The organism is Serratia sp. CY29653 (genome assembly GCF_052169255.1).
Classification (GTDB): Bacteria; Pseudomonadota; Gammaproteobacteria; order Enterobacterales; family Enterobacteriaceae; genus Serratia; species Serratia sarumanii.
Map to the genome: position 1 here is coordinate 15,970 of NZ_JBJNLC010000002.1, position 16,850 is coordinate 32,819.

9 protein-coding genes are annotated in these 16,850 nt (G+C 64.8%); 8 read left to right on the forward strand and 1 reads right to left on the reverse strand.

All coding sequences use genetic code 11. The annotated features are described in order from the left end of the window. The first annotated feature begins 15 nt into the window (after positions 1-15). Positions 16-2,925 (forward strand): condensation domain-containing protein, encoded by a 2,910-nt coding sequence (locus ACJ8HN_RS13660; RefSeq protein WP_442523571.1) that lies wholly within the window; start codon positions 16-18, stop codon positions 2,923-2,925. Between the two features lie 47 nt (positions 2,926-2,972). Next, positions 2,973-4,205: a YncE family protein gene (locus ACJ8HN_RS13665; RefSeq protein ID WP_033636746.1), complete on the forward strand. Its 1,233-nt coding sequence runs from the start codon at positions 2,973-2,975 to the stop codon at positions 4,203-4,205. A gap of 58 nt (positions 4,206-4,263) precedes the next feature. Here ACJ8HN_RS13665 and ACJ8HN_RS13670 read toward each other — a convergent pair whose 3' ends face one another. Continuing rightward, complete coding sequence (locus ACJ8HN_RS13670; protein ID WP_033636747.1) at positions 4,264-6,546, reverse strand: TonB-dependent siderophore receptor; 2,283 nt, start codon at positions 6,544-6,546, stop codon at positions 4,264-4,266. A gap of 285 nt (positions 6,547-6,831) precedes the next feature. Between ACJ8HN_RS13670 and fes the strand changes: the two genes are divergently transcribed. The 6 genes from fes (at position 6,832) to ACJ8HN_RS13700 (ending at position 16,849) form a co-directional block, all read left to right on the forward strand. Further along, on the forward strand, positions 6,832-8,205 hold the full coding sequence (fes, locus tag ACJ8HN_RS13675) for an enterochelin esterase (RefSeq protein WP_442523572.1): 1,374 nt from the start codon (positions 6,832-6,834) through the stop codon (positions 8,203-8,205). Further along, on the forward strand, positions 8,180-8,386 hold the full coding sequence (locus ACJ8HN_RS13680) for an MbtH family protein (protein ID WP_033636748.1): 207 nt from the start codon (positions 8,180-8,182) through the stop codon (positions 8,384-8,386). Before fes ends, ACJ8HN_RS13680 begins: the two co-directional genes overlap by 26 nt. 32 nt (positions 8,387-8,418) lie before the next feature. Further along, positions 8,419-12,363, forward strand: coding sequence for an enterobactin synthase subunit F (locus ACJ8HN_RS13685; RefSeq protein ID WP_442523573.1), 3,945 nt, complete (start codon positions 8,419-8,421; stop codon positions 12,361-12,363). Positions 12,364-12,539: 176 nt separating this feature from the next. Continuing rightward, a complete protein-coding gene (gene entS, locus ACJ8HN_RS13690) occupies positions 12,540-13,796 on the forward strand; it encodes an enterobactin transporter EntS (RefSeq protein WP_033649954.1) in 1,257 nt (418 codons plus the stop codon). Between the two features lie 211 nt (positions 13,797-14,007). Beyond that, on the forward strand, positions 14,008-15,213 hold the full coding sequence (locus ACJ8HN_RS13695; protein WP_197791783.1) for an isochorismate synthase: 1,206 nt from the start codon (positions 14,008-14,010) through the stop codon (positions 15,211-15,213). Positions 15,214-15,220: 7 nt separating this feature from the next. After that, the gene (locus ACJ8HN_RS13700; RefSeq protein WP_033649956.1) at positions 15,221-16,849 is read left to right on the forward strand and encodes a (2,3-dihydroxybenzoyl)adenylate synthase; all 1,629 of its coding nucleotides are present in this window, start codon (positions 15,221-15,223) and stop codon (positions 16,847-16,849) included. Position 16,850 lies beyond the last annotated feature (1 nt).

The following is a 16,850-nucleotide window of genomic DNA, read 5'->3' on the forward strand; positions in this document are numbered from 1 at the left end:
AGAGGAGATAACGCAGTGATCGGTGATTTTGACAGCATTCTGAGCGATGAAGAGGCCCAGCGGCTGGAGAGCGCGTTTCAGGCGCTGGGCGCGGCGTCGGCGAGCGGCGAGCGGCCGGTAAGCGAAGCCGAAGAACGGGCATGGTTTGCCCATCTGCAGCAGGGTGACGCACGCGGGCAGCGGGCGTTGGCCTGGCGTTTGACGGGGGATGTGGATATCGCCCAATTGACGGCGGCGTTGCAGGCGCTGGTGCGGGAAACGCCGGGCGTGGACGTGCGCTACGTTTTTGATGACGAAAACGGCCTGGTGAAACGCCCCGCCGGCTCGGCGCCGTTGCCGGTGAGCCTTCGTCAGGTGGCGGACGAACAACAGGCCATTTGTCGCCTGCTGCAAGCGCAGGCAACGCCGTTTGTACTGGAAAGCGAAGCGCCGCTGCGCTGCCTGCTGTTGCTCACGCCGGGCGATGACGTGATTTTGGGCGTGGTCTTGCATGACATCCTGGCGGAAACGCTGCCGTGGCGTCATCTGCCGGCGATGCTGTCCGCCCGTTATAACGGGGACGCGATGCCTCTGCCTTTCGCGGCGGAGCCGGTCGAGCTGGCGGAAACTCCGGAGCCGCAGCTGCCGTGGGTGCGCCAGGCGGTCTCACTGCAGGATTATCGCAGCCCGGCGCAGCGCGCTGAAGCCTTACCGCCGGTGGGCGCGCGCGTGGTCACGCGCATTGCGCGCTCGCTGTTGCCCGCCAACGACACGCCGCGGGCGCTGCTGGCGGCGGTGGCGGCGCGGTTTGCCGAGTTCGTCGCCGCGCAGGCCGGCGGCCAAGCGGTGCAGCTGTGCGTGCCGGCAGCGGATACGGCGGAGTGCGTCGGCCTGGAGCTAGGCCTGACGGCGCCGCCGCTGATGCGCCTGACCGTACAGCATGGCGAGGGCGACGCCGGGCAGCGGCTGCTGGCGCAAACCGTGGCTGAACAGCCGGATCCGCAACGGGCGCAGCTGCTGGTGGCCTGGCGCGACGATCTGGCCGCAGAGTGGCGGCTGGAAGGCGTTCACGCCGAACGCCTGTTGCTGCCGCCGCTGCATACGCCGTTTGAGCTGGCGCTGCTGCTGGGGTTGCCGGAGGCGGAAGCGCTGACGCTCGAGTTGGTCACCGATCCGCGCCTCTCTCCGCATGTGGCGCCTTTCCTGCTGGAGCAGTTCAGCGCCTTCCTGGCCGGGCAGCGGATTGCCGTCGCATTGCCGGCGGCTGAGTCCGTTTCCCCGGCGATGGCCGCGCCGGCGGCGAACGGCGACGCGGACGAAAGCGTTGCACCGCTGATTTTGCAGGAGTTCCGTGAGGCGCTGGTGGCGCCGGAAATGACCCTGGATGAAGACTTCTTCGATCGCGGCGGCCATTCGCTGGTGGCCACCCGGGTGATCGGCCGTTTGCTGAGCCTGCATCAGATCGAAATCAACATTAACGATCTGTTCAGCCATCCGACGGCGCGCGGGTTGGCGGGCTATGCCAAACGCCTGAACGTTGCGCAGCCGAATGCCGCGGTGGCCACCACCGACGATCATGATCGGGCGCAGGCACCGCTGTCGCTGGCGCAGGAATCGCTGTGGAAGGTGTATGAAGCCTTCGGCCATGACGAGATTTTCAACCTGCCGTTCTCTCTGCGCTTCTTCGATGAGGTGGATGAAACGGCGCTGCGTCAGGCGTTTATCGACGTCATGACTCGCCATACCGTGTTGCGTTCACGCTTCGTCGAGCAGCAGGGCGCGGTGGTGCAGGTGGTGGTGCCGGCCGCCGAGCTGCCGGAGTACCAGTGGTTCCGCTTCTCCCACGAGACGCCGGCGGGCAACGCCGCCGCCCTGTTGGCCGACGCCGGCCAGCACCGGTTCGATCTGGCCGCCGAGCTGCCGCTGCGCGTCACGCTGCTGCGCGATGCGGACAACGGTCAGCAGCTGCTGTCGCTGCTGTTCCACCATGTGGTGCTGGATGAATGGTCGCTCAACCTGATGATGGATGAATTGGGCGTCGCCTACCGCCATCGCGTCGTCGGCCAGGCGCCGCAGTGGAGCGGGCAGCCGCCGCAGTTCCACACCTTCGCCCGGCAGCAGCGGGCCTCCGGGGTGCAGCAGCAACATCTGGACTACTGGCTCGACGCGCTGCGCGGCGCGCCGGTCGGCCAGCCGATCTTCCGGCAAGAGCCATCCACCCACCCGGCGGTGCCGGCACCGGCGGACGTCAACGGCGGCTGGCTGGAGTTCGAGGTCGATCCCGCCGTGGCGGAAGGCCTGTATCAGCTCGCCCGCCGCAACAACGCTTCGCTGTTCAACGTGGTGTATGCCGGGATTACCTCGGCGCTGCACCTGCTTGGCGGCCCGGCGGATCTGTTGGTGGGCACCTCGACCTCCGGCCGTAACGACGCCGAGTTCTTCGATACCGTCGGCTACTTCACCACCGTGGTGGTGCACCGCGTGCGCTTCGACGAGGGGCTGACGGTGGCCGGGTTGGTCAGCCAGGTGAAAAACACCATCAACGGCTCGCTGCCGTACACCGATATTCCAATCGATCTGGTGGAGGAAGGGGTGTTCGGCGTGGACGCCGACCGCAAGAACCACATGTTCGAAGTGTTTATCCAGATCCACAGCCGCATCAAGCTGAACGGCGAGTTCCGGCTGCAGGACGGCAGCGCGATCGCCTACCGCCAGGTGGAGCCGGAAAAAGCCGAGTCGCTGCTCGGCCTGCAGTTTGAGGTGATGGAAGACGATCTGGCCGGGGCGAAATCCCTGCGGGTGATGATGACCTACCGCCAGGATCACTACAGCCGGGAGCAGGCCAATCTGATCGCCGACGGCGTTCAGCACGTCTTTACCCAGTTTGCGCAGCACATCGCTGGCGATATCGCTCTGGCGGCGCTGCCGCCCGGGCCGCAGGCATGACGTTGTTTCACTCTAACCGAAAGCATGATTTTCAAGGAGATAAAAGGATGTCTGGAACCCTAGCAACCCCGCGCGCGTTACTGTCGCTGCTGGTGGCGGCCTCTCTGGTGGTCGCCGGCGCTGCGCAGGCCGACGATGCCGGCATCAAACCGCAGGACATCAAGCGCGAGGCGCTGTCGTCGGCGGTGGTGGAGATGGCCTACAGCACCTCGCAACAGGCGTTGTTCGTCAGCGCACCGGACTGGAAGGAAGAGGCGCGCTCCCGCGTGCTGCGGCTGGATCCCAACACCCTGGCGATCAAGGCGGAGATCCCGCTGCAGGTGAAAGGCTTCGGCGTGGCGCTGAACGATGCGGGCAATCGCCTGTACCTGACTCAGGGCTTCAACGGCGAAGTCGGGGTGGTGGACACCACCACCAACCACGCGCTGGGCAGCATCAAGCTGCTGGACAAAGCGGTGCTGGAGCAGGCCTACAAGCAGGCGGGCATCAGCGGCAAGCGCCTGGACTTCCTGCTGGCGGAGTTGAAGAAGTTCAAAATCACCGAGGACTACCTGTACCGCATTCGCGAGATCAAGTATGACGCGCAAAGCGGCCGCTTGTTCCTGCCGGGGCTGGGCTTCGGCGTCGACAGCGTGCTGTACGTGGTCGATACCAAGGCCGGCAAGCTGGAGAAAGTGATCCCGGGCTTCGGCTACAACGCGGTGGGTATCACATTGGATGAGAAGGGCCGCCGGGTATTCGTCTCCAACATGCAGGGGCAGGTGATCACCCTGAACGCCGACACGCTGGCGATCACCGCCACCCACGAAGTGCAGGCCGATCAACTGCTGAATCTGGTGTATGATCCGGCGAGTAATCGTCTGCTGGGTGTCGATCAGGGTATCGATCGCGATAACTACCGCAATCATCATCTGGGGCACGACTACGTGAAGCGCAGCAGCGGCCACCGGGTATTCGCGCTGGATGCGGACAGCGGCAAGGTACTGGCCAGCGAGCTGACGGATGAGGTGCCGATCGGCCTGCTGCTCGACGAGCGCAGCCAGCGGCTGTACGTCGCCAACCGCAAAGGCGTGCGCGTGGATCACGGCGCCGGGACGCTGACGGTGTTCGACGCCAAGACGCTTAAGCGCCTGCAAACCGTAGACCTGCCGCCGCACCCTAACAGTCTGGCGTTGGATCCGAAAGGCGACGCGCTGTTCGTGACGGTGAAAAACGACGGCGCTTCCACCAAGGCCGGCAAGCCGGAAAGCGTGGTGCGTATTCAGCTGCACACCAACTAACTGAATATAAATATAAAAAAGGGGCGCCGCGGCGCCCCTTTGTCATTGGGTCATGTCATCAGAAGTGGGTGTTGATGCTCATGTAGTAGGTGCGGCCCGGTTCGTTGTAGGTGGCCGCGCCTGCACCGGCGATGTTGATCGCGCCGGTGTTCGGATCGCCCACGTTCTGCGCGTTGCCGGCGCGGAACTGGCGTTTGTCGAACAGGTTATCGATGCCGGCGGTGAGGCTGACGTTTTTGGTCAGGTCATAGGTCGCGCTGGCGCCGACGACGGCATAAGGGCTGACCTCGCGGGTTTCGCCGCCGGTGGCCGGTTTACCCTGGTAGTTGTACTTCTTCGGCTTCTGACGGCCGTACCAGGTCAGGGTGGACTGCATCGACAGATCCTGCGTGGCCTGCCAGCTGAGGGTCGAGTTGACGGTGAACTTCGGGATCACCGACAGGTAATCGCCGGTGGTCTTGTTCTTGTTCTCGATCATGTAGGTGGCGTTGTTGCTCCAGGTGACGGTCTCGCTGACCGGCACGTTCAGCGAGCCTTCCAGCCCCTGTACCACCGCTTTCGGCACGTTTTCCCACTGATAGACCGCCGTGCCGGTGCTGCTGGTGGCGATGCGAGAGTTACCCGCCTCAATCTTGTTGTGGTAATCGTTGCGGAAGTAGGTCACGCCGGCCAGCCAGCCTTCGTTATGGAATTCCAGCCCGATCTCTTTGTTGACGCTGGTCTCCGCCTTCAGATCGTCGTTGCCCAGCAGGTAGCAGCCGTTTTTGGTATCGCTGCCGGCACATCCCTGACCTTTGCTGTACAGCAGATAGTTGCCGTTGGTCTGGAACAGCGTCGGCGCTTTGTAGGAACGCGCGATGCCCATCTTCAGCGTGAAGTAGTCGCCCAGTTCCTGCGACAGGTTCAGCGCCGGGCTCCAGTTATTGCCGGATTCCGAATGCAGATCGTAGCGCAGGCCCGGCGTCAGCATGGTGGTGTCGGTCAGTTCAATGTTGTCTTCGGCGAACAGCGAGAAGATATGCGCGGAAGCATAAGGGCTGCGCGTACCGGTAGTCATGCCGGGAATGGTGCCGCCCATCAGCGTTTGGCTGGTGGACGTGCCGTCTTTCATCCGCTGCTGGGTCCACTCGGTGCCCAGCGTGGCGGTCTGGGCAACGCCCAGTTCAAACGGCACGCTGACTTCGCTGTGCGCCAGGAAGTCGTCCAGCTTGGTGGTGCCGAAGCCGGTGTTTTTGGTGTCGAAGATGCCTTCGGTGCCGCCGGCCAGCCCTTCGTTCAGGCGGGTGTTGCGGGTGCGCTCAAACTGCACGTAGTTGTTGGTGCTCACGCCGTTGTCCCAGGCGCCGCGGTGGGTCAGGCCGAAGGTTTCACGGTAGATGCGGTTGGTCTCTTCGCCGTAGTTGCTCTGCACCAGGGCGTTGGTGTTGGTGTTCTGGGTATCGCCGGCGTACAGGTTGCCCTGGCGGCCGTAAGCGTACTCGAACTCCAGCGACTGCAGATGGGCGAAGTCCCAGTGCAGCAAGGCGTCGATATTTTTATCGACCACCCCTTCGCGCCCGGCGGGGACGCTGTTGGCGTAGGCGCCGACGCGTTCGGACTTATGCGATTCGTTAATGTCCCAGGCGTCGGCCTGCGTTTTGCTGTAGCCGCCGAACAGGCGGAAGCTCAGGGAATCGCTCAGCGGGCCGGACAGGCTGAAGTCGGTGCGTTTGGTGGCGCCTTCCTGCTTGTGTTGCGGCACGTTGAAGTAGCCGTTCAGCGAGCCGTGCAGCGCATCGCCGGCCTTCTTGGTGATGATGTTGACCACGCCGCCCGCGGCGCCGTTGCCGTAGCGCGCCGCGGCAGGGCCGCGCAGCACTTCGATGCGCTCGATCATTTCCGGCGGCACCCAGGCGGTATCGCCGCGCGAGTCGCGCTCGCCGCGCCAGCCCTGACGCACCGAGTTGCGGCTGGAGGCCGGTTTGCCGTCGATCAGAATCAGGGTGTTTTCCGGGCCCATGCCGCGGATATCGATCTGGCGGTTGTTGCCGCGCTGGCCGCTGGTGGAGTTGCCGGTCAGGTTAACCCCGGGCATGGTGCGGATCAGTTCGCTGATGTCGCGCGCCGGCGGGCGTTTCTTGATCTCATCGGCGGTGATGGTGGACACCCCAGGCGCCTGCAGGTTCTGCCGGGCGGCGGTCACGACGATGGTGTCTTCGCCGCGCGGCTTTTTATCCGCTGCGCCGCTGTTTTCTTCCGTGGTGGGGGTGTCGGTTTGCTGCGCGGCGTTGGCGAACGCGGACGCGCCCAATCCCAAGCCGATAAGAGTGGCTAAAGAATAACGTGATAGCTTGCTTTTCATCTGAGTGTCCTACCTTGCTGCCATCCCTCGCCGAACGGGGGGGAAGGGCGGTTGTAGTTTTTGTGTAGTCGGAAATAGAAAATCGGCTGCGGCAAGGGATGCCATTGATATATCCCCGATCCCTGTCCGTTGCGCGCAATACCAGCACGATCTCCAAGCTTTACACACTATTGCAAATGCAAATTATTATCAATAGTATTTGGCGTACAGTGCGTTCGGGCGGTGGCCGGCGATAGGGAAAAGTCGACGTTCCCGGTGCCGCCAACTACAAAATGGGTAGGCGTTGTGAATACAGAACTACAGTCAGAAAGCAGCAGATTATTGGCCAGCAGCAATGCGGGCAGTCCAGGATGGTGGTTGACGGTGGCACGGCGCGGTACGCCATGGGTAGAACCGGCGAGTAATGGCCGCTGGCGAACCACCTTTTTCTGGCGCGATCCTCAGGGATGCGAATTGACCTCCGCCTACCGCCGCGTGTGGATCAACATCAACTGCCTGACCGACCATCACCAGCCGAATCCGCCGCAAAGCCTGCAGCGTTTGGCCGGCACCGACGTGTGGTACTGGCAGACCGAGCTGAGCGGCGCCTGGCGCGGCAGCTACTGCTTTATTCCCTGCTTTGACGAGCGGCCGCCGGCGTTCAGCGGCGACGATGCGCACGCCAACATGCACAACCTGCGCCACTGGTGGCACCAGGTGTTCGCCAGCGCCACCCCCGATCTGCTCAACCCGTATCGCTCCTGGCAAAGCGCCAGCGGCCACAGCGTCTCCGGCCTGCACATGCCGGATGCGCCGCCGCAGCCGGTATGGCGTTCGTTCGACGAGTATGAGATCGCCAGCGGGCGCTGCACGCCGCCGCTGCCGGCGCGTTTGCAGCGCCATACCTGGCAGAGCGAGCGCCTGGGCAACAGCCGCGACGTCTGGATCTACACCACCGGCGACAGCAAGCCGGCCGAGCGTCCGTTGGCTATCCTGCTTGACGGTCAGTTCTGGGCGAAGCAGATGCCGGTCTGGGAGCCGCTGATGCAGCTGACCCGCGAGGGAGCGTTGCCGGAAGCGGTGTATGTGTTGATCGACATCATCGATCTGCCGCACCGGGCGCGAGAATTAACCTGCAAGGACGATTTCTGGCTGGCGGTGCAGGAAGAACTGATGCCGCAGCTGGCCGACTGGGCGCCGCACAGCGACAAACCGGCCGATACGGTGGTGGCGGGGCAAAGCTTTGGCGGCCTGGCTTCCCTGTATGCCGGGCTGCGCTGGCCGCAGCGCTTCGGCGCGGTAATTACCCAGTCCGGTTCCTACTGGTGGCCGCGGCGCGACATGCTGCAGCTGCCGAGCATCCCCGACGACGCCTGCTGGCTGATGCAGCAGGTGGAACGGCATGGCCTGGGCAACCACGGCGCGCTGAAGGTATTTATGGAAGCCGGTTCGCAGGAAAAGCTGGTGCATCGGGTCAGCGGCGAAATGGCGGCTCGTCTGAGCGACGCCGGCCATCGGGTGCACTACCGGGTGGTGGAAGGCGGGCACGACGCGCTGTGCTGGCGCAGCGGCCTGACCGACGGGCTGCAGGCGGTCTGGGCCTCCGCTTTCGCCACCGCTTATCCGGCATCGGCGACGGCACGAGGAACACATGATGGAAAGCCTGAATCCGTTCGATGATCAACAGCAGCGCAGCCTGGTGCTGCGCAACGTACAACAACAATACAGTTTGTGGCCGGATTTCCGCGCCATTCCGTCCGATTGGACGATCGTCTTCGGTCCGGCGGCGCGCACCGCGTGCACCGAGTGGCTGGAACAGCATTGGCAAGACATTCTGCCGGTCGCAGCAAGCAAGGCGTGACCGGCGCCAGGTAATCACGGGAGCAATAAGCAGTGTCACACACCCCTAACTCTCTCAGCGGCCCGGCGCTTGCGGGCGAATGGCCGCTGGTCGCGGCGCAACCCGGCATCTGGGTCGCCGATCAAATCTCCCCGCATCGCAATGCCTACGCGGTGGCTCACGCCATCGAACTCAACGGCCCCATTGCCGTGGAGCCTCTGCTGCAGGCCATCATCCAGGGCCTGGACGAGGTGGACATGCTGCGCCTGCGTTTTGCGGAACGCGACGGCGTGCCGGTGCAATGGCTGGATGACGCGCTGGCGGTGCACGAGCCGGAACTTGTCGATCTGACGACGTCGCCGGATCCCGAAGCCGCCGCGCGCGCGCTGATGGACATCGATCTGGCGAGCGATCTGCGCGCCGGCAGCGGCGCACCGCTGTATCGCCATGTGGTGATGCGCCTGGCGGATAACCGCTGGTTCTGGTATCAGCGCTATCACCATCTGCTGGTGGACGGTTTCAGCTTCACCGCCATCGCTCGCCGCGTGGCGGCGATTTACACCCATATTTGCCGCGGCGACGCGCTGGAACCGACGCCTTTCACGGCGTTCAGCGACGTGGTGGCGGAATACCAGGCTTACCGGGAGGCGCCGGCCTGGCAGCGCGACGCCGATTTCTGGCTCGAAAAAGCGCGGCAGTTGCCGCCGCCGGCCACGCTCTGCCCGCAGCCGCTGGCCGGGCAAACCCCCACGCCGCGCATCCATCGATTGGAACAGCGCTGCGATCCGCAGGCCTTCGCCGAACTGGTGCAGTGCGGCGCGCAGCAGAAGCTGAACGCCGCCGATATGGCGGTGGCGCTGGTGGCGCTGTGGGTATCGCGCCTGAGCGGCCAACCGAGTTTCAGCGCCGGTTTTATCTTCATGCGCCGTACCGGATCGGCCGCCCTGTGCGCCGCCGGGCCGGTGATCAACGTACTGCCGATGGAGATGCATCTCGAGCCGCAGGCCACGCTGTATGAGGCCGCCGCCCGCATCAGCCGCGAGCTGAAAACGGTGCGCCGCCATCAGCGCTACGACGCCGAGCAGGTGCAGCGCGATCTGGGGCGCATCGGCGACGGCGAACCGCTGTACGGCACGGTCTTCAACTTCAAAATGTTCGATTACCAGCTGGATTTCGCCGGTATCGAAGGCATCACTCACGATCTGGCCTCCGGGCCGGTGCGCGATCTGGAGATTGCGCTGTTTATCGACGAACACCATCAGTTGAAGGTGGAGCTGCTGGCCAACGCCGAGCGTTATGGTCGCCAGGAACTGCAGGCGCATCTGCAGCGGTTGCCGCTGCTGCTGGCGCAGTTCGCCGCGCAGGCAACGTTGCCGATCGGCGAAGCCGATATGCTGACCGCCGACGATCACGCGCTGCTGGCGCGGGTCAACGACACGGCGCACCCGGTGCCGGCGACCACGCTGAGCCAGTTGCTGGCGCAGCAGGCGCAAACCACGCCGGACGCGCCGGCGCTGGCGGATGCGCATTTCAATTTCACCTACCGCGAAACGCGCGAGCAGGTCATGGCGCTGGCGCGTGAGCTGGTTGCGCAGGGCGTGCGGCCGGGCGACATCGTGGCGGTGGCGCTGCCGCGTTCGGTGTTCCTGTCGCTGGCGTTGATGGCGATCGTGGAAGCGGGCGCCGCCTATCTGCCGTTGGACACCGGTTATCCGGACGAGCGGCTGGCGATGATGCTGGAAGACGCCGCGCCCCGGCTGGTCATCACCAACCCGGCGCAGCAGGCGCGGTTCGCCGACAAGGGCGAAATTTTGCTGTATGACGCGCCGCTGCCGGCCGATCACGCCGCCGGGGTGGCGATCGCGGGCCCGACGCCGAACCATGCGGCCTATATCATCTTTACTTCCGGCTCCACCGGGCGCCCGAAAGGCGTGTTGGTCGGCCATCAGGCGATCGTCAACCGCTTGCTGTGGATGCAGCACCAGTATCCGCTGGGGGCGGACGACGCGGTGCTGCAGAAAACGCCGTGCAGTTTCGACGTCTCGGTATGGGAATTCTTCTGGCCGCTGATGGTCGGCGCCCGGCTGGTGATGGCGCCGCCGGAGGCGCACCGCGATCCGCAGCAGCTGCAACAGCTGATCGCGCAGCACCGCATTACCACGCTGCACTTCGTGCCGTCGATGCTGGCGGCTTTCGTTGCCGCCCTGGACGACGACGCGGCGGTGGCGAGCTGCGCCGCGCTGCGCCAGGTGTTCTGCAGCGGCGAAGCGCTGCCGGCGGAGCTGTGCCGCCTGTGGCAAAGCCGCACGGCGGTGCCGCTGCACAACCTCTACGGCCCGACCGAAGCGGCGGTGGACGTGACCTGGCATCCGGCCTACGGCGACGCGCTGGCGAAGGTGACCGGCGCCAACGTGCCGATCGGCCTGCCGGTGTGGAACACCGGGCTGCGCATTCTTGACGCGCGCCTGCGGCCGGTGCCGCCGGGCGTGGCGGGCGATCTGTATCTGACCGGCGTGCAGCTGGCGCACGGCTACCTTGGCCGGCCGGATCTGACCGCCAGCCGCTTTGTCGCCGATCCGTTCGGCGAGGGCGGGCGCATGTACCGCACCGGCGACGTGGCGCGCTGGCTGCCGGACGGCGCGGTGGAATATTTGGGCCGCAGCGACGATCAGCTGAAGATCCGCGGGCAGCGGATCGAGCTGAGCGAAATCGACCACGCCTTGCTGTCGCTGCCGGGCGTGCGCCAGGCGGTGACGCACGCGCTGGTGCTGCAGGGCACGCCGGTGGACGCCGGCGGCGATGCGCGCCAGTTGGTGGGCTATCTGGTGATGCAGCCTGGCGCGAGCTGGGATGCGGAAGCCCTGCGCGCGGCGCTGGCCGACCGGCTGCCGCCGCACATGGTGCCGGTGGCGCTGGTGGAAATGAGCGATTTGCCGCTGAGCGCCAACGGCAAGCTGGATCGCAAGGCCTTGCCGCAGCCGCAGGGTGGCGAGCGCAAGGCTGGGCGGCCGCCGCAGGCCGGGCTGGAAAGCGAGATCGCGGCGGTATTTGCCCGTTTGCTGCAGCGTGAGCAGGTGTTCGCCGATGACGATTTCTTCGCGCTCGGCGGCCATTCGCTGCTGGCGATGCGGCTGGCGGCGGAGCTGCGCCGCGAACTGGGCAAGGCGGTGTCCGTCGGCCAGGTAATGGTGGCGTCGCGCGTCGAGCAGTTGGCTGTCTTGTTAGCGGAAGATCGCACGCAGGAAGAGGCCGATCGCAGCGGCTTCGACAGCGTATTGCCGCTGCGCGTCACCGAGGGGCCGACGCTGTTCTGTCTGCACCCGGCGTCCGGTTTCTCTTGGCAGTTCAGCGTATTGCCGCGCTATCTCGATCAGCACTGGTCGCTGGTCGGTATCCAGTCGCCGCGGCCGGACGGCCCGCTGGCGCTGAGCGAAGATATGGATCAGGTGGTGGATGCCCACCTGCAGACGGTGTTGCAGGTACAGCCGCACGGGCCGTACCACTTCATCGGCTACTCGCTGGGCGGCACGCTGGCGCAGGGCATCGCCGCCCGGCTGCAGGCGCGCGGCGAGCAGGTGGCGTTCCTCGGCCTGCTGGATACCTATCCGCCGGAGACCCAAAACTGGGACGTGATGCTGGACGACAACGTGTTGAAGGAGGTGCAGCGCGAGCGCGAGCAGTTCCTGGCGGTGTCGCAGGATACGCTCGATCCGGCGCTGGGCGAGACGCGCACCGCGATGTTCGACAACATTGAAGCCAACTACGCCGACTCGGTGCGGTTGTTGTCGCACACGCGTACTGCTCGTTTCCACGGCCAGGCGACGCTGTTCGTCGCCAAACGCACGCTGCAGGAAGGGATGGACGTGCAGCAAACCTGGTCGCAGTACGTCGATGCGCTGCAGGCGCACGAGCTGGACTGCGCGCATGTCGATATCGTTTCGCCGGCGTCGTTCAAAGTGCTGGGGCCGCTGCTGAACAGGATCTTGCGCACGCTGTAATCGCGTCCGTCATCTCGCCGCCAGGCATGGGGATTACCCCGCGTGTGGCGGCGTTTCTTGCGGTTGCTCACGGTTGAATATCAATGAGTTTTATTATCATTATTGATTTCGCCATCTGTGCTAGCATAGCGCCCCGCAACTGCAGAATCCCCGTTTAACGATGTGGTGAAAAACCGATGAGTAGCAAACCCTCCATCCTGCTTGATTTTAGCCTGCTGAAAACCAACCGGGCTTTCCGCGCGGTATTCTGCGCGCGCTTTATTTCCATTGTGGCGCTGGGGCTGATGGCGATCGCCATCCCGGTGCAGATCCAGGCGCTGACCGGTTCCACCCTGCAGGTCGGGCTGGCGGTGACGCTGGCCGGCGGCGGCATGTTCGCCGGGCTGCTGATGGGGGGCGTATTGGCCGATCGCTATGAGCGGCGCCGACTGATCCTGTTCGCGCGCTCCACCTGCGGCATCGGCTTCGTCGGCCTGTGCCTCAACGCCCTGTTGCCGTCGCCTTCGCTGGCGGCCATTTATCTGCTGGCGGTGTGGGACGGCTTCTTCGGCGCGGTGGGGGTGACGGCGCTGCTGGCGGCCACGCCGGCGCTGGTGGGCCGCGAAAACATCGTGCAGGCGGGCGCCATCAGCATGCTGACGGTGCGCTTCGGCTCGATCCTTTCTCCGGCGATCGGCGGCCTGGTGATCGCCCATATGGGCATTGCCTGGAACTACGGCCTGGCGGCGTTCGGCACCCTGCTGACGCTGCTGCCGCTGCTGAGCCTGCCGCAGCTGATGCCGCCGCCGCAGCCGCGTGAACACCCGCTGCGCGCGCTGGCGGGCGGTTTCGCCTTCCTGTTCCAGAACAAGGTGATCGGCATGGTGGCGCTGATCGGCGCGCTGCTGACCATGGCCAGCGCGGTGCGCGTGCTGTACCCGGCGATGGCGGAAAGCTGGCACATCGACGCCGCCCACCTCGGCTATATGTACGCCGCCGTGCCGCTCGGCGCCGCCATCGGCGCGTTCACCAGCGGTCGCGTGGCGCACGTGGCGCGCCCCGGCTGGGTGATGCTGCTGACGGCGATCGCGGCGTTCGCCGCCATTGGCCTGTTCGGCCTGATGCCGTGGTACAGCCTGGCGTTGCTGTGCCTGGTGGCGTTCGGCTACCTGAGCGCGCTGAACTCGCTGCTGCAATACGGCCTGATCCAGAGCCTGACGCCGGACAACTTCCTCGGCCGCATCAACGGCCTGTGGACGGCGCAGAACGTGGTGGGCGATGCGCTGGGCGCACTGCTGCTGGGGGCGATGGGCGCCTTTATGCTGCCGGCGATGAGCGCCAGCGGTTTCGGTTTCGGCGCGGCGCTGCTCGGCATCCTGTTGCTGTTCGCCATGACCGGTTTGCGCCAGGTGACGCTGCACAAACCGGAGCCGCAGCCCGCCACAGAAAAGTAGTCGAACGCGTTAAGACAACGCTGTGGGATCAAATAGCAATGCTTATCATCGGCATGCGTAAAACCCACAGCGTTTATGTCATGATTTTGAAATGAAAGAAGTGCTTACGTTTATTGACATGGCAAATATCGGCGAGTAATTTAGCGCGGAATTAACTCAAATGATAATCATTATTATATTGGTTATCACTTCAAAATCTGAGGGCGAAGCGATGGATACTGCCGTGAACGACATCAATCGAAAGGAAATGCAGGAGCGCGAAGAACACCTGTTCGCCGCTGATTTTTCTCCGGCGTCGGGCTTCTTCTTTACCTCCCCTTTCCGCAGCTTGACCACCACCGGATGTTTCAGCCGCATTCGCCTGCCGGCCGCGGACGGCGCCGATCTGAACGGCGAGTTCCAGCGCAGCGTGCGGCAGGCGTTTGCCGAGGCCCGTCAGGCCGGTATCAAAAATCCGCTGCTGTGCGGCGCTATCCCGTTCGATACCCGGCAGCCTTCGGCGCTGTTTATTCCGCAGCAGAGCCGCTGGTTCGATCGCGCCGCTTTTATGGCCGGCGTTCAGCCGGCGGCAGAGGGGCCGGAGCTGGCAGGCATAACGGAGCTGCCGCCGCAGCAGCCGTTCATGAACATGGTCAGCGATGCCGTTGACGCGATGAAGGCCGGTGAGCTGGATAAAGTGGTCTTGTCGCGCCTGCTGGAGATCGAAACGCGCCGGCCGGTGGATCGCCATGCGCTGATGGCGCGCGTGATCGCCCAAAACCCGCACGGTTTCCACTTCCACGTGCCGCTGGAGCAGGGCGCGCTGTTGGGCGCCAGCCCGGAGCTGCTGCTGCGCCAGGACGGCGGCCGTTTCTACTCCAACCCGCTGGCCGGTTCCGCCCGGCGCGAGGCCGACCCGCAGCGCGATCGCGAAGTGGGGGAGCGGCTGATGGCCTCGGCGAAAGATCGCCACGAGCATCGCATCGTCACCGAAAGCATGCGTGACGTGCTGGCCGGCCGCTGCCGCTACCTGAATGTGCCGCACACCCCCGAATTGTTGACCACCACGACGCTGTGGCACCTCTCCACGCCGATCGACGGCGAGGCAGCGTCTCCAGACGAAAATGCCCTGTCGCTGGCCTGCCTGCTGCACCCAACGCCAGCGCTGTGCGGCATGCCGACGGCCGAGGCGCACGCCCTGATCGGCAAGCTGGAGCCGTTCGATCGCGGCCTGTTCGGCGGCATCGTCGGTTGGTGCGATGACGAAGGCAACGGCGAGTGGGTAGTGACTATCCGCTGCGGCACCGTTGACGGCAACCGGGTGCGTCTGTTCGCCGGCGCCGGCATTGTGGAAGACTCTTCACCCGAATCTGAATGGCATGAAACAGGCACCAAACTCAGCACCATTCTGCGTGCCTTTGGTATGAATCAAGGATAACGACAAGATGAGCATTGCCTTTACCCCCTGGCCGGCGGAGTTTGCCAGCCGCTATCGCGAACGCGGCTACTGGACTGACAAGCCGCTGACCGAGATCCTCGATCGCCAGGCCAACAACGACGCCCCGGCGATTATCGACGCCCAGGGCAGCCTGACCTACCGCGAGTTGCAACAGCGCTCCGATCGCCTGGCGGCCGCTCTGCTGCGCCGCGGCGTAAAATCCGGCGACACCGCATTGGTCCAGCTGGGCAACGTGGCGGAGTTCTATATCGTGTTCTTCGCGCTGCTGAAAATTGGCGTGGCGCCGGTCAACGCGCTGTTCAGCCATCAGCGCAGCGAGCTGAACGCCTATGCCGAGCAGATCAAACCGGCGCTGCTGATCGCCGATCGCCAGCACGGGCTGTTTGCCGACGATCAATTCCTGAACGCCTTCCGCGATGCGCATCCTTCGCTGCGGGTTGTGGCGCTGCGCAGCCAGCCCGAGGGCGAGCTGGCGCTGGCCGCCTGGCTGGACGAAGCGAGCGACGGTTTTGTCGCGCAGCCTTCCGCGGCCGATCAGGTGGCGTTCTTCCAGCTTTCCGGCGGCAGCACCGGCACGCCGAAGCTGATCCCGCGCACCCACAATGATTACTACTACAGCATTCGCCGCAGCGTGGAGATCTGCCGTTTCGACGCGCAGACCCGCTACCTGTGCGCGCTGCCGGTGGCGCATAACTACCCGATGAGTTCGCCGGGCGTGCTGGGCGTGTTTTATGGCGCCGGGCTGGTGGTGTTCGCCGCCGATCCGGACGCCGGGCAGTGCTTCCGTCTGATCGAACAGCACCAAATCAACGTGACGGCGCTGGTGCCGCCGGCGGTCACGCTGTGGCTGCAGGCGATCGAAGAGTGGGGCGGCAATGCCCAGCTCGCCAGCCTGAAACTGCTGCAGGTGGGCGGCGCCAAGCTGGGCGAGACGCTGGCGGCGCGCATTCAGAACGAAATCGGCTGCCAACTGCAGCAGGTGTTCGGCATGGCGGAAGGGCTGGTGAACTACACCCGGCTGGACGACGACGAACGCCACATCCTGACGACGCAAGGGCGGCCAATGTCGCCGGACGACGAGGTGTGGGTGGCGGATGACGACGGCAATCCATTGCCGGCGGGCGAGGTCGGCCGGTTGATGACGCGCGGGCCTTATACCTTCCGCGGTTACTACCAAAGCCCGGCGCACAACGCCGACGCCTTCGACGCCGACGGTTTCTACTGCTCCGGCGATCTGATCAGTATCAGCGAAGACGGCTACATCACCGTGCAGGGGCGGCAGAAAGATCAGATCAACCGCGGCGGAGAGAAGATCGCCGCCGAGGAGATCGAGAACCTGCTGCTGCGTCATCCGGACGTGATCAACGCCGCGCTGGTGTCGATGCCGGACGCGCTGATGGGGGAGAAGAGCTGCGCCTATATCATCGCCAACGCGCCGCTGAAGCCGGTGGTGCTGCGCCGCCACCTGCGCGAGCAGGGCGTGGCGGACTTCAAACTGCCGGATCGCTTTATTCAGGTGGACAGCCTGCCGCTGACCCCGGTCGGCAAAGTGGACAAAAAACGGCTGCGCCAGCAGCTCGACGCGCAACTACAGACTCAGGCTCAGGGAGATTAAT